The organism is Leifsonia sp. ZF2019 (genome assembly GCF_019924635.1).
GTDB lineage: Bacteria > Actinomycetota > Actinomycetes > Actinomycetales > Microbacteriaceae > Leifsonia.
In genome coordinates this window covers 1,445,177-1,458,735 of the sequence record NZ_CP065037.1, presented here as the reverse complement: position 1 = coordinate 1,458,735, position 13,559 = coordinate 1,445,177, and the positions used below count along the sequence as shown (strand labels likewise).

At 72.4% G+C, this 13,559-nt stretch carries 11 protein-coding genes; 9 read left to right on the top strand and 2 right to left on the bottom strand.

All coding sequences use genetic code 11. From position 1 onward, the window contains the following. Nucleotides 1-7: 7 nt before the first annotated feature. The 3 genes from IT072_RS07170 to IT072_RS07160 all read left to right on the top strand — a co-directional run bounded on the left by IT072_RS07170 (nucleotide 8) and on the right by IT072_RS07160 (nucleotide 2,937). A complete protein-coding gene (locus tag IT072_RS07170; RefSeq protein WP_223360266.1) occupies nucleotides 8-1,042 on the top strand; it encodes a zinc-binding dehydrogenase in 1,035 nt (344 codons plus the stop codon). 300 nt (nucleotides 1,043-1,342) lie between these two features. Next, a complete protein-coding gene (locus tag IT072_RS07165) occupies nucleotides 1,343-2,062 on the top strand; it encodes an HD domain-containing protein (protein ID WP_223360265.1) in 720 nt (239 codons plus the stop codon). 14 nt (nucleotides 2,063-2,076) lie between these two features. After that, nucleotides 2,077-2,937 (top strand): 3-methyladenine DNA glycosylase, encoded by an 861-nt coding sequence (locus IT072_RS07160; protein ID WP_223360264.1) that lies wholly within the window; start codon nucleotides 2,077-2,079, stop codon nucleotides 2,935-2,937. Nucleotides 2,938-2,980: 43 nt separating this feature from the next. Here the strand turns inward: IT072_RS07160 and IT072_RS07155 are convergent, their stop codons facing one another. Together IT072_RS07155 and IT072_RS07150 are read right to left on the bottom strand one after the other, a co-directional pair. Beyond that, the gene (locus IT072_RS07155) at nucleotides 2,981-5,509 is read right to left on the bottom strand and encodes a penicillin-binding protein (RefSeq protein WP_223360263.1); all 2,529 of its coding nucleotides are present in this window, start codon (nucleotides 5,507-5,509) and stop codon (nucleotides 2,981-2,983) included. Nucleotides 5,510-5,665: 156 nt separating this feature from the next. Next, nucleotides 5,666-8,209, bottom strand: coding sequence for an ATP-dependent Clp protease ATP-binding subunit (locus IT072_RS07150; protein ID WP_327058940.1), 2,544 nt, complete (start codon nucleotides 8,207-8,209; stop codon nucleotides 5,666-5,668). A gap of 131 nt (nucleotides 8,210-8,340) precedes the next feature. Here IT072_RS07150 and IT072_RS07145 point away from each other — a divergent pair, with 131 nt between their 5' ends. From IT072_RS07145 to IT072_RS07120, 6 genes are all read left to right on the top strand, one after another. Beyond that, complete coding sequence (locus IT072_RS07145; RefSeq protein ID WP_223360262.1) at nucleotides 8,341-8,748, top strand: DoxX family protein; 408 nt, start codon at nucleotides 8,341-8,343, stop codon at nucleotides 8,746-8,748. A gap of 153 nt (nucleotides 8,749-8,901) precedes the next feature. After that, the gene (locus IT072_RS07140) at nucleotides 8,902-9,549 is read left to right on the top strand and encodes a hypothetical protein (RefSeq protein ID WP_223360261.1); all 648 of its coding nucleotides are present in this window, start codon (nucleotides 8,902-8,904) and stop codon (nucleotides 9,547-9,549) included. A 64-nt stretch (nucleotides 9,550-9,613) separates the two neighbouring features. Beyond that, nucleotides 9,614-10,327, top strand: a complete 714-nt coding sequence (locus IT072_RS07135; RefSeq protein WP_223360260.1) for an alpha/beta fold hydrolase — start codon at nucleotides 9,614-9,616, stop codon at nucleotides 10,325-10,327. Beyond that, nucleotides 10,324-11,400 carry an NAD(P)/FAD-dependent oxidoreductase gene (locus IT072_RS07130; protein WP_223360259.1) on the top strand — a complete coding sequence of 359 codons (1,077 nt, stop codon included), beginning with the start codon at nucleotides 10,324-10,326 and terminating at the stop codon, nucleotides 11,398-11,400. Before IT072_RS07135 ends, IT072_RS07130 begins: the two co-directional genes overlap by 4 nt. Then, complete coding sequence (locus IT072_RS07125) at nucleotides 11,397-12,488, top strand: DNA glycosylase AlkZ-like family protein (RefSeq protein ID WP_223360258.1); 1,092 nt, start codon at nucleotides 11,397-11,399, stop codon at nucleotides 12,486-12,488. The genes IT072_RS07130 and IT072_RS07125 overlap by 4 nt, the downstream gene beginning before the upstream one ends. A 136-nt stretch (nucleotides 12,489-12,624) precedes the next feature. Next, a complete protein-coding gene (locus tag IT072_RS07120; RefSeq protein ID WP_223360257.1) occupies nucleotides 12,625-13,539 on the top strand; it encodes a hypothetical protein in 915 nt (304 codons plus the stop codon). The last annotated feature ends 20 nt before the right edge of the window (nucleotides 13,540-13,559 follow it).

Genomic DNA, 13,559 nt, shown 5'->3' with positions numbered 1-13,559 from the left:
GAGCACCATGAGAGCCCTGCTGTACGAGACATTCGCCGCGCCGATCGCCGTCGCCGACCTCCCGGACCCCGTCGCCCCCGACGGCGGTGCGATCGTCCGCGTCGCCGCCTCCGGGCTCTGCCGCAGCGACTGGCACGCCTGGGCGGGGCACGACGACACCGTCCTCCTTCCGCACGTGCCCGGGCACGAGTTCGTCGGTGTTGTGGAGGCCGTCGGCGACGGAGTGGAGCGGTGGCGGGCGGGCGACCGGGTCACGGCGCCGTTCGTCAACGGCTGCGGGCGCTGCGAGTGGTGCCGGAGCGGACAGGCGCAGGTCTGCCCGGACCAGACCCAGCCCGGGTTCACGCACTGGGGCTCGCACGCCGATCTGGTCGCGGTGCGGGCCGCCGACCTCAACCTCGTCGCCGTGCCTGACGACATCGACGATGCGGCCGCCGCGAGCCTGGGTTGCCGGTTCGCGACCGCGTACCGCGCGATCACGGCGCGGGCCCGCATCCGGCCAGGCGAGTGGGTCGCGGTGTACGGCGCGGGCGGCGTCGGCCTCAGCGCCGTGATGATCGCCGCCGCGCTCGGTGCGCGGCCCATCGCCGTCGACCGTGCGCCGGCCGCTCTCGAGCTGGCACGGGCGTTCGGCGCCGAGCACACGCTGGAAGCCGGAGACGGGACTCCCGACGCCATCGCCGCGCTGACGGGAGGCGGCGCGCACGTCTCCGTGGACGCCGTCGGCTCCCCCGCCACGGCCGGCGCCGCCGTGCGCTCACTGCGGAGACGCGGCCGCCACGTGCAGATCGGCCTGCTGGCCGGCGGCGGACCGGTGCTCCCGCTCGACCGGGTGATCGGCTGGGAGCTGGAGGTGCTCGGCAGCCACGGCATGGCCGCCGCGGACTACGCGGGCATGCTCGACCTCGTCGCCTCCGGCGCCGTCTCCCCACGCGCCCTCGTCGGCGCCCGCGTCGGCCTCGCCGAGGCCGCCCGCCTCCTCCCCGAGGCGGCCACCGCCCCGCCCGTCGGCATCACCGTCCTCGACCCCACGCGCGACTGACCCGCGCGGCGACTCATCCCCATCCCGCCCGCCGAGGCGGCTAAAAATACGCCGTGTGCCCGGGCACAGACCGTACTTTGCGCCGCCTCGCGAGCTCGGTCAGCTGCCCGCGCGCGCCCACTCATCCATGCCCCAGCTGCCGAGACGGCGAAAAATCTCCGCGTGACCGGGCACACGGCGTACTTTTCGGCGCCTCGGTGCCAGCGAGGGGGCACATGGGCGCGCGGGTTGGCGGGAATTGGTGGGTGGGCGGCGGGATGTGGGCGGCGGCGATGCGCGGCGGTGGCTGAGGATGGGAGTATGCCGCGCACCGACCGACCCCACCGCACCGACGCCACAGCACCCTCCGCCACCACCAACACCCGAACCACCACCAACACCCGCACCACCACCAACACCCGCACCACCACCGCCACCCGCACCGACCTGCCCTCCGCGCCGGACACCCCGGCCGCGCGGGCGGCGCTCGCGCTGGCCACGGCGTACCACTCGCCGTCGCTGCTCAACCACGTCATCCGGTCGTGGCTGTGGGCCGAGGCGTTCGCTCAGCACGAGGGCCGTGACGGGATCGACCACGAGCTGCTGTACGTCTCGGCGCTGCTGCACGACATCGGGATCGTCCCAGCGTTCGACAACGTGGCCCTCTCCTACGAGGATGCCGGGGGTCACGTCGCGGTGGCGCTCACGGCGGGTGCGGGATGGGAGCCGTCGCGTCGGGTTCGCGCGCACGAAGTGATCGTGCGGCACAACTGGCCCGCGGTCGACCCGGCGTTCGACCAGGAGGGCTACCTGCTGGAGGTCGCCACCGGGCTCGACATCTCCGGGGCCCGAGCGGATGTGCTGCCGCGTGACGTCCTGCGCACCGTGCTCACCGCGTACCCGCGACTCGAGCTGGCCGCGGAGTTCGGCGCGGGCGTGACCGACCAGGCCGCACGAAAGCCGGACACGCAGGCGCATCGGCTGGTGGAGGGCGGCGTGCGCGCGAAGCTCGCCGCGAATCCGCTCGAGTCTCTGGGCTGACCTATCCTCGAGAGGTGACCACCCTGCTCGATCCCGCCGACTGGCGCGCCCGCGAGACGGCCCACGCCGCACGCGCCGACGCGCTCACGGCCGGACACCGCGAGCGGGCGGCCCGGGGCGAGAAGCATCCGGTCGAGGACTTCCTCTTCACCTACTACTCCTACGCGCCGCGCGTGCTGCGCCGCTGGCATCCCGGCGCCGGGGTGGAACTAGCGGGCGCGGCGGACGATCCGCGGGCAGCCTGGCGCTGGTACACAGCGGGCACGGCGGCGGGCGCGGTCACGGTCGACCACGCAGCGTTCGCCGCAGACAAGGGCACGCTGCTGCGCTCCGTGGAGCGCATCCTCCGTTCCACGGTCGCGCGTCCCGGGCAGTTCGGCTGCTTCGGGCTGCACGAGTGGGCGATGGTCTACCGGCAGGACGAGCGCCGCCACGCGGTGCCGCTGCGGCTCGGCCGTGACGGCACCGACGCGGTCGTCGAGTCGCACGAGCTGCGCTGCACGCACATCGACGCGTTCCGGTTCTTCACCCCGGACGCCGTGCCGCGCAACCGCTTCGCCCCGACACGCGAGACGCAATCCGAGCTGGAGCAGCCGGGCTGCCTGCACGCCGGGATGGACGTCTACAAATGGGCGATGAAGCTCGGTCCGCTCGTGCCCGGCGAGCTGCTGCTCGACGCGTTCGAGCTGGCGCGGGACATCCGCCTGCTCGACATGCAGGCCTCCCCCTACGACATGCGGCCGTGGGGCGCGGACCCGGTCGCGATCGAGACCCCCGAGGGCAAGGCGGAGTACGTGCGTCGCCAGCGCGGATTCGCCGAGCGGTCGAACGCCCTGCGCGGAGCCCTGCTGGCGGCCGCGTTCGGCGACGCGTGACCGGCGCCCGAGCTCGCGCGCCGCACACCGCCCGCGGCCGGCGTCAGCCGCCGGCGCCGCCCCCTCCGGTCAGGCCGCCGTTCCCGTTCCCGCCGCCGTTCCCGCCGCCGTTCCCAGCGCCCGTCCCCGGTGTCGAGGTCGGCTTGCCGGTCGAGCCGCTTCCCGGGGGCGGTGTCGCGCTCGGCGCCGCCTGCCCGCTGCTCAGCTGGATCGTCACGCTCCCGCCACCCTCGATCGCCGAGCCGGCCGGCGGGTCGGTGCTCGCGACGGTGCCGGCGGTCTGGGTGCTGTCGACGGGGGTCTGGTCGACAGTGACGTCGAGACCGAGCGCCTCCAGCAGCTTCTGCGCCTGGTCGGGGGTCTTGCCCGTGACGTCCGGCACCGTCACCCTGCTGCCGTAGAGGGAGCTGTTCGTCGGCTTCGTGAAATCGTCGCCGCCGTAGAGCTGGTCCAGCGCCTTCTGGATGGGCTTCACGATGGAGAACTTGACGTTGCCGCCGCCGATGCCGTCGAAGCTGAGGCTGCGCAGCGGCGTGGAGCCCGACACGTTGCCGACCCACGTGGCCTGCGCGACCTTGGTCGTGGAGGTGATCAGCCAGTTCTGCAGCGAGTCGTCGGTGGTGCCGGTCTTGCCCATGATCGGGGTGCCGTCCCACGGGTTGGCGCTCGTCGCGGTGCCGTCGGTCATCACGCCTTCGAGCGCGTAGGTGACGCCGGCCGCGATGTCCTTGTCGAGTCCCTGCGTGCAGGTGGTGGGACTCACGGCGTGGGCGCTCCCGTCGGCGTTGATCACCTTGTCGATCGCGACCGGGGTGCACACCGTTCCGCCATCGGCGATGCCCGCATACGCGGTCGCCATCGTGAGCGGCGCGACCTCGTTGGTGCCGAGGATCATCGACGGGTACGAATTCAGTGTGCCCCCCGTGGCGGCCGTATGGATGCCGAGTGATTTCGCCGCGTTCAGGATGGAGCAGAGATCGGTCTTCGTCGCCATCTGAGCGAAGGCGGTGTTCACGGACTCCGCCGTCGCCGCCATCACGGACAGCCGGCTCGCCGACCCCTCGTCGTTCGACACCTGCCACGACGGACCGGAGATGTCGCCGCACGTGCTCGTGAAGTCCGACATCGGGAAGGTGTGCTGCGACGCGTTGATGTACTCGTACAGGCTGTGCCCGGCCTCCAGCCAGGCAGCCAGGTCGAACGCTTTGAACGTCGATCCGGTCTGGAACCCGGACGACCCGCCGTACGCCTCGTCGGTGTTGTAGTTCACCGCGGTCGTGCCGTCCACCGGTTGATCCGTGTTGTTGAAGGCGCGATTCTGCACCATGGTGACGATGCGTCCCGTGCCGAGCTCTACGGACACGTTCGACGCGCCCAGGTCGATACCCGCCTTGGTCGCTGGGATGTAGGTGCTCAGCGACTGCTGAGCGACCGCCTGCAGGTCGAGGTTGAGCGTCGTGTAGATCTTGAGGCCACCGCGGTTGAGGGTCGCCCAGCGGTCGTCGGCGGTCTTGCCGTAAGCGGGGTCGTTGAGGATGACGTCGCGCACGTAGTCGCAGAAGAACGCGGCGTTGTACTGCTGGGCCGCGGCGCATCCCGAGGTCGTCGGAGTGACGGTCGGCTGCACCGGCGTCTTCTTGGCCGCGTCGCGGTCGGCCGCGGTGATCTTGTGGTTCACGTACATGCGGTCGAGCACGTAGTCGCGACGCGCCTTGGTGAGCGCGTACCCGTTCGCCGCACCATTCGTCTTGCTGTCCGGCTCGTCGATGCGGAGGTTGGCCGGGTTGTTCACGATCGCGACCAGGGTCGCGGCCTGCGCGAGTGACAGGGCGTTCGCGTCCACGTTGAAGTAGTAGTGCGCTGCCGCCTCGATGCCGTACACCTGGCCGCCGAAGCCGACGACGTTCAGGTATCCCATCAGGATGTCCTTCTTGCTGTACTTCTTCTCCAGCCCCACCGCGTAGCGCATCTCCTGCACCTTGCGCTGGAGGGTCTGGCCCGCGGCGTCGTCGTAGCAGGCCTGCACCTTCTTCGCGTCCGTCAGCGCCTCGCACTTCTCGACCTCGACGTTCTTCACGTACTGCTGGGTGATCGACGAGCCGCCCTGCACGTTTCCGCCGACGACGGTCGCGAGCGCACCGCGGACCGTGCCGAGCACATCCACCGCGCCCTCGGAGTAGAACCGCGGATCCTCGGCCGCGACGACGGCGTCCTTGACGTTCTGCGACACCGCGTCCCAGGTCACGTCCTGCCGGTTCTGTGCGTAGAACGTGGCGATCGGCACATCCTGACCGCCCTGCTTCGCGTAGACGGTCGAGTTCTGCGCGAACTGCTGGATCTGCAGGTTCGCGGGCAGCGCGTTGAAGTCGGAGATGCCGGCGGCGGCCGCGACGCCCGTTCCCAGGAAACCCGGAAGAACGAACAGCGAGCTGAGTACCGCGGCGACCAGCGTCAGGCCGACGAACTGCCAGATCGCGCGCCCCCGCGTCTGCGGCATGCGCGGCTCCAGCCGCCGGACCGGCGCCAGGATGCGGTCAATCAGCGGCGGACGGTTCGAATCGTGAGTGGACACCCGTCCACGCTTCCAAACCGGACTGGGGAATCGGTCAGCGGGAGGTGGGCGCAGATTCGTGGATGTACAGGAAACGAGCCCACGCGTCGTGCGAGAGACGGAACACGCCGCGCCCGCGGATGCGGACGCGGCGTGTCGAGACCGCTGGAGGCGGGATCAGGCGGCGGTGGCGAAGACGGCCTGCGCGCTGACGCGCAGCTCGCCGTCCCCCGCGTCCACCACGACCGTTCCACCCTCGGCGACCTCCCCGGTCACCATCAGGTCGGCGACGCGATCGTCCACCTCGCGCTGGATGACCCGGCGCAGCGGGCGGGCGCCGTACTCGGGCTCGTAGCCGGCGTCGGCGATCCACGCGACCGCGGCCTCCGTCGCCTCGAACCCGATGCCCCGGGCGGCCAGGCGGGAGGCCGTGGCCGTCAGGAGCAGGCGCACGATGCTGGTCAGCTGCTCGGTGTCGAGCTTGCGGAACAGCACGATCTCGTCGATGCGGTTGAGGAACTCGGGACGCATGGCCTCGCGCAGCTTGCCCATGACGCGATCGCGCAGGTCCTTCTCGGACGAGAAGCCGTCCGCGCCCGGCGCGACGAAGCCGAGGGCTCCGCTGCGGGAGGCGAGGAACTCCGAGCCGAGGTTGGAGGTCATGATGACGACCGTGTTGCGGAAGTCGACCGTTCGGCCCTGCCCGTCGGTGAGACGACCGTCGTCCAGCACCTGCAGCAGCAGGTTGAAGACGTCGGGGTGGGCCTTCTCGATCTCGTCGAACAGCACCAGCGAGTACGGGTTGCGGCGCACGCGCTCGGTGAGCTGACCGGCCTCGTCGTAGCCGACGTATCCGGGAGGGGCGCCGACCAGTCGGGCGACCGTGTGGCGCTCGCCGAACTCGCTCATGTCGAATCGCAGCATCGCCTTCTCGTCCCCGAACAGGGACGCCGCGAGCGACTTCGCCAGCTCGGTCTTGCCGACACCGGTCGGACCGAGGAAGAGGAAGCTGCCGACGGGGCGGCGCTCGTCTCCGAGCCCGGTGCGGTTGCGCCGCACGGCCTTGGCGACTGCGGTGACCGCGTCGTCCTGGCCGATGACGCGCTCGTGCAGCTCCGCCTCCAGCCTCGCCAGGCGCTCGCGGTCGGCCTCGCCGATGCGGGAGACCGGGATGCCGGTCGAGCGGGAGACGATGGCCGCGATCTCGGGCTCGTCCACGACCGCGTCGGGCCGCGGCGCGCTGGCCAGCTCGTCGAGCGAGCGCTGCACCGCCTCGATCTCGTCACGCAGGCGCGACGCCTCCTCGTAGTGCTCGGCCGCGACCGCCGAGTTCTTCTCGGACTCCAAGGTCGCCAGCCGCTGCATCAGCTCGGAGGTGTCCACCCGCTTGCCGAGCGACAGGCGCAGCCGCGCCCCGGCCTGGTCGATCAGGTCGATGGCCTTGTCGGGCAGAAAGCGGTCGGAGACATACCGGTCGGAGAGCTCGACGGCGGCGCGCAGGGCGTCGTCCGTGTAGCTCACGCCGTGGTGCTCCTCGTAGGCGCCGCGGAGGCCCTGCAGGATGAGCACGGCGTCCTCGACGCTCGGCTCGCCGACCGTCACGGGCTGGAAGCGGCGCTCGAGCGCCGGGTCCTTCTCGATCCGGCGGTACTCCTTGAGCGTCGTCGCACCGACCAGGTGCAGGTCGCCGCGGGCGAGGCGGGGCTTCAGGATGTTGCCCGCGTCCATCCCGCCGGACTCGCCGGACCCTCCGGCGCCGACCACGGTGTGCAGCTCGTCGATGAACACGATCAGCTCGTCCGATCCGGCGCTGATCTCGTCCATGAGCGCGGTGAGCCGCTCCTCGAAGTCGCCGCGGTACCGGGTACCCGCGACCATCCCGGCCAGGTCGAGCGTGACGACCTTCTTGTCGCGCAACTGCTCCGGAACGTCACCGGCGACGATCGCACGGGCCAGACCCTCCACGATCGCTGTCTTTCCCACGCCGGCCTCGCCGACCAGCACGGGGTTGTTCTTGGTACGGCGGGAGAGGATCTCGACGGTCTGCACGATCTCGTCCAGGCGGCCGACGACCGGGTCGAGCCGTCCCTCGCGGGCGAGCTCGGTCAGGTCGGTGCCGAAGCGGTCGAGCATCGGGGTGTCGGACTCGTCGTCCGCCGTCTCGGGCTCGCCCATGGCGCCCGCGCCGACCGTCGCGGTCTGGCGCATGGCGTTGGTGAGAGCGTCCGCGGTCACGCCGGCGGCCTGCAGGACCTGCCCCGCGGGGGCGTCCTGACCGATGACCAGCGCGAAGAAGAGGTGCTCCGGGTCGATGTAGGTCGAGCCGGAGGCGCGGGCGACCTGGTAGGCGTGGAAGAGGGCGCGCTGCGCGGACGGCGTGATGGAGGCGGCGTCCGCATCCACCGTCTCGCCCGAGGCGGGGAGGCGCTGCTCGGCCGCGAGCACGACGCGCGCCGGGTCGACCCCGATGCCGCGCATCGCGTCGGCGGCGGGCTCCTCGCCCGCCATGACGCGCAGGATGTGCAGGGCGTCCAGCTCGCGGTGGCCGTGCTCCAGGGCGAAGCGGCCCGCCTCGGCGAGGATCTCCTGCGTCCGCCGGCTCAGGAACCGGCTGATGTCGATCGAGCGCGCGGCGCGCGCACGCTCGCCCGCGAGGTAGCGGGCCAGGAACTCGTCGAACGAGCCGGCTCCGCCGCTCTCGGGAGTGAAGTTCTCGGGCACGTGATCTCCAGTTTCTAAAGTTGAGTGGTGTGCACTCAAGTTCAACGATACGGGCGGAGCGATATTCCCGGGCCGCGGGAGGCGATCGTGTCCGCTTGCAGAGAACGCCGCGAAGGCGTTGCATCGGAGCCATGACACGACGCAGCCCCGCTCGCACCGCCGTCCGCCTCCTCCTCGGCGCAGGACTCGTCTTCGCCGGCGTGAGCCATCTCACGTTCGCCCGCGAGGACTTCCGGGCGCAGGTGCCCGACTTCGTGCCTCTCGACGAGGACACGACGGTGCTCGCATCGGGTGTCGTCGAGATCGCGCTCGGGACCGCTCTGGCCCTCACCCCGCAGCGGGAGGGGCTCGCCAGCCGCAGCACCGTCGGCTGGGCGGCGGCCGCCTTCTTCGCGGCGGTGTTCCCCGGCAACGTCTCGCAGTGGCAGCACCGTCGCAGCGCGTTCGGGCTCGACACCGACCGCAAGCGCCTGATCCGCCTGTGGTTCCAGCCCGTGCTCATCGCCGCTGCGCTCTACGGCACCAACGACCGCCGCTGACGCGCGCGATTCGTGCCGACGCCGGCTCTCCGGAGATCCGGACAGACTCGCCGCTCAGTTCGCCGGACCTCCGGAGGTTCCGCCTCCTTGCCGGGGAATCTCCGAATCGTCCGAGGCGCAGGCGGCGGTCTGGGCGGGGTTGCGGGAGCGTGGATGAGCGATTTTAGACTGGAGTCGGCCGCGCGCCGCCCCCATCCACTGACGCTCACCGACGGGAGACTCATGCCGCATCCGGCCCGCCGCACCGCACCTCTGCTCCTCTCGGCCGCTCTCGCGACCGCGTTCGCCCTCGCGGGCTGCTCGGCCGGAAGCGCCGGCGGCTCGACCCCCGCGGGCTCGACTCCGCCCGTGGCCTCCCCCACTCCGACGCCCACGTACGCGGGCACGGCGGTCGGGGTGACGTGCACGGACGTCTTCGCCGGCGGCGACGTCGCCGCCGCGCTGCCGGGCTACGCGCTCAAGGCCTCCTTCACCGCTCCGGAGGGCTCGTCGGCTGCCCTCGCCGCACGAATCGACGGGGTCGCGTGCGGTCTCACGTCGCCTACGGGCCCGATCTCGGTCGGGCTGTCGAAGCCCGACGCGGCGAGCTCGGCCGCGCTGCAGAAGGCGCGCACGGCGACCGGGTCTCCGGTCACCGGCTTCGGGTCGGACGTCACGGCGACCTTCGACGAGATGACCGGCCAGGAGGACCTCTTCACCGCCACCGGTGTCTGGATCAGCGTGCAATCGTCGGGTTTCACGAACCCCGAGGTCGCCCGGCCCCTGCTGCAGTTCATCACCCAGGCGCTGCCGTCGGGTTGAACCGCCGCCTCCACCGGTCGGATCGACCGGCGCGCATGTCGCCGGGGCGGGGTACCGTCGGGGCATGGAGATCGTCCTCGTCCCCGCTTTCTGGCTGAACGCGCGCGCGTGGGAGCAGGTGACGCCCACCATCGAAGCGGCGGGTCACCACACGCATCCCCTGACCCTGCCCGGGCTGGAGGCCGTGAGCGCTCCCCGGGCGGGTATCGGCGTGGCCGAGCACGTCGCCGCGATCACGGCGGCCGTCGACGCCGCGGGCGACCGCGGCGCGCGCGATGTCGTGCTGGTCGGGCACTCCGGCGGCGGGCCGCTGGCGAACGCCGCGCTCGACGCCCGGCCCGACCGGGTGGCGCGGATCGTCTTCGTCGACTCCGCTCCGCTGCCGCCGGGAGGCGTCATCCCGAGCGGCCTGGAGCCGGTGGACGGCGAGGTGGCCCTGCCCGCGTGGGACGACTTCGAGGACGAGGACCTGGTCGGGCTCGACGACGAGCTTCGCGCCGCCTTCCGCCGCGACGCGGTGCCCGAGCCCGGCGATGTCGTCACCGGTGCGATCGAGCTGCGCGACGACGCCCGGCGTCGCGCGGTGCCGGCGACGGTCATCGCCTGCGAGTTCCCGGAGGCCGACCTGCGCCGCTGGGTCGCCTCCGGCGAGGACTTCTGCCGCGAGCTCGGCGCCCTCGACCGCTACGACGTGGTCGAGCTGCCGACCGGGCACTGGCCGATGTTCACCCGGCCGGCGGATCTCGGGGCGGCGATCGCGGAGGCCGCCGCCCGATGAGCCCGGCCGCCCGCTCCACCGTCGTCGTGATCGGCAGCGGCGTCGCCGGTGCGGCGACCGCCTTCGCGCTCGCCCGGCGCGGCGTCGCGGTCACGATCGCCGACGCCGGCCTCGCGGGGCGCGCCACCGATGCCGGGGCGGGGATCATCCAGCCCTGGACGTCGACCGCGTCCGGCGACTTCTACGAGCTCTACGCCGCGGGCGCCGACTACTATCCCGAGCTGATCGAGCGTCTGGCCGAGACCGGAGTCGACGACATCGGCTTCCGTCGGTCGGGCGCGCTCATCGTCAACCGCGACCCGGAGGTCGTGGACGCGGCGGAGGCGCGCGTGGCGGCCCGCGCCGGGGAGGCCCGCACCATCGGGCAGGTCCGGCGCATCGACGCGACGGCCGCCCGAGCGCTCTTCCCGCCGCTCGGCGACGGTTTCCACGCCCTCCACATCTCCGGTGCTGCGCGGGTGGACGGCCGGTCGCTGCGAACGGGGCTGCTCGCCGGCGCCCGCGCGCACGGAGCCACGCACCTCGACGGAACGGTCCACCTGGGGGCGGACGGCGTTCCCCGTATCGAGCAGAACGAGCTCCACGCCGACGCCGTGGTGGTCGCCGCGGGCGCGTGGACGAACCGGGTGCTCGATCGCCTCGGCGCCCGGGTCCCGGTGGAGCCCCAGCGTGGCCAGATCACACACCTGCGGGTCGACGGTGTGGAGACCCGCGACTGGCCCTCCGTGCATCCCGTCGCACCGCACTACCTGGTCGCCTTCGACGACTCGCGCGTCGTGGTCGGCGCCACCCGCGAGACGGGGTCGGGGTTCGACGCCCGCATCACCGCCGCCGGGCAACAGCAGGTGCTCGCGGACGCCCTCACCGTCGCCCCCGGCCTCGCCGACGCCACGGTGATCGAGACCCGGGTCGGTCTCCGCCCGCTGCCCGAGGGCGACCTGCCGTCGGTCGGCGCGCTCGACGGGCACCCCGGTGTGTTCGTGAACGCGGGCTTCGGTGCGGGCGGCCTCACGATGGGGCCGCTCGTCGGCGACCTCCTCGCCGAGCAGATCGTGGGAGGCGTGGCGCCATGATCCTGACCCGCGAGGAGGCGCGTCGCATCGCCGTGCGGGCGCAGCGCCTCGACGCGACACGGCCGACGGGACTCGTGCCGCTCATCGAGCACCTGACGTTCCTGCAGCTCGACCCGACCGCGGCCGTCGCCCCGAGCGCCGAGCTGATCGCGTTCACCCGGCTGGGACCGGCGTTCGCGCCGGGCGAGGTGTCGGAGGCGCTCGAGCGTGACCGGCTGCTCTACGAGGTCAAGGCGATGGACGATCCGAAGCAGCCGCCGTTCGCGATGATCCGCCCTGTCTCCGACCTCGGCCTCCACCTCGACCGCATGTCGCGCTGGCCGGACGCGGTGCCGGCCTGGGCGGCCTGGCTTACTGCCAACGACGCCTTCCGCCGCGACGTGCTCGCGCGCCTGCGCGATCAGGGCCCGACGCTGTCGAAGGACATCCCCGATACCGCGGCGGTCCCGTGGCAGTCGAGCGGATGGACGCACAATCAGAACGTCACGCGGATGCTCGAACTGCTGCAGGGCCGCGGGGAGGTCGCGGTGGCCGGGCGCGTGGGCCGGCAGCGCACCTGGGATGTCGCCGACCGGGTCTACCCCGCCGGCATCGAGGTCGTCCCCGAGGCGGAGGCCGCGCCGCTGCGCGACGCACGCCGGCTCGGCGCCCTCGGCATCGCCCGGGCGGCACTCGTGGGCGAGGCGGGTGAGCCCTCCGAGGTGGAGGGCAGCGCGCTCGCCTGGCACGTGGATCCGGAGATGCGGGACGCCGCCGCGGCCGCCGACTTCGGCGGGCGTGTGGCCCTGCTCTCCCCGTTCGACCGGCTGGTGCACGATCGCGTGCGCAGCCGGGAGGTCTTCGGGTTCGAGTACCTGCTCGAGATGTACAAGCCCGCGACGCAGCGCCGCTGGGGGTACTTCGCGCTGCCGATCCTGTACGAGGACCGCCTGGTCGGCAAGCTGGATGCGACGGCCGACCGCAAGGCGGGCGTGTTCCGTGTCGCCGCCGTGCACGAGGACGAGCCGCTCTCCCCAAGCGCACACGATGCCGTCGACGCCGCCGTCGCCGAGCTCGCCGCCTGGCTCGGCCTCGCGGTCGCGCGCTGACCCGTACCGCGCCCTTCCGCGCACAGGGGTCGCATTCTGCCGGAATGCGCGCGGCATTCCGGCAGAATGCGACCCCTGGAAGGCGAGCCGGGCGGCGTGCTGGGCACGCAGTCGTTCGCGGGGTAGCGTGTGCGCCATGGACGTGACGGCATGGCTCCTCGACGGCGACCCCGCGATCCGGTGGCAGACGCGGCGCGACCTGCTGGGCGAGCCGCCGTCCGCGTGGGCGGAGGACCGCGCAGCCGTCGAGCGCACGGGCTGGGGCGCAGCACTGCTGGATGCGCAGGATCCGTCCGGCACGTGGGGTGGAGCTGTCTGGAAGCCGGAGGACTGGGACGCCACCGACGACACGATGCTGCTGCTCGCGACGCTCGGCGCCGCACCGGACGGCCCTCGGATGGCGGAGGCGCTGAGGCGTGTCCGCCAGGGCGTCGACTGGGGTGAAGAGTGGGGCCGCAGCCCGTTCTTCGAGGGCGAGGTCGAGCCGTGCATCAACGGCCGCGTGCTCGTCGCCGGGGCCGCGTTCGGCTCCGCGAGCGAGCGCATCGTCGGCCTGCTGCTCGCCGATCAGAAGGACGACGGCGGCTGGAACTGCTACTCGGAGGACCACGCGGATCCCGGCTCGTTCCATTCGACGATCTGTGCGCTGGAGGGGCTGGTCGCCTACCGCGGCGCCGACGGGCCGACCGACGTCTCCGCCGCCATCGCCCGCGGCCACGCCTACCTGCTCGACCGCGCGCTCCTCCGGCGCAAGCGCGACGGCACGCTGATCGACGAGGACTGGCTCACCTTCCGTTTCCCGACGTATTGGCGCTACGACGTGCTGCGTGGGCTGGATCACCTCCGCGCTGCGGGAGTCCCCGCCGACGACCGCGTCGCCGAGGCCGTCGAGCTGGTCGCGGGCAAACGTGGAGGGGACGGCCGCTGGCTGCTGGAGGCCGCCATCCCGGGCCGCACCATCGTCACGATGGAGCAGGTGGGCGAGCCGAGCCGGTGGCAGACGCTGCGCGCGCTGCGGGTGCTGGCGTGGGCGGGCCGACCGAGCGCGTGAAAGGCCTCTAGACGCACGAT

Excerpts from the sequence above, each read along its gene's own strand:
- IT072_RS07135 (WP_223360260.1), top strand. The coding sequence starts at position 9,614 with ATGGAGATCGTCCTCGTCCCCGCTTTCTGGCTGAACGCGCGCGCGTGG.
- IT072_RS07170 (WP_223360266.1), top strand. The coding sequence starts at position 8 with ATGAGAGCCCTGCTGTACGAGACATTCGCCGCGCCGATCGCCGTCGCC.
- IT072_RS07145 (WP_223360262.1), top strand. The coding sequence starts at position 8,341 with ATGACACGACGCAGCCCCGCTCGCACCGCCGTCCGCCTCCTCCTCGGC.
- IT072_RS07125 (WP_223360258.1), top strand. The coding sequence starts at position 11,397 with ATGATCCTGACCCGCGAGGAGGCGCGTCGCATCGCCGTGCGGGCGCAG.
- IT072_RS07130 (WP_223360259.1), top strand. The coding sequence starts at position 10,324 with ATGAGCCCGGCCGCCCGCTCCACCGTCGTCGTGATCGGCAGCGGCGTC.
- IT072_RS07140 (WP_223360261.1), top strand. The coding sequence starts at position 8,902 with ATGAGCGATTTTAGACTGGAGTCGGCCGCGCGCCGCCCCCATCCACTG.
- IT072_RS07120 (WP_223360257.1), top strand. The coding sequence starts at position 12,625 with ATGGACGTGACGGCATGGCTCCTCGACGGCGACCCCGCGATCCGGTGG.
- IT072_RS07165 (WP_223360265.1), top strand. The coding sequence starts at position 1,343 with ATGCCGCGCACCGACCGACCCCACCGCACCGACGCCACAGCACCCTCC.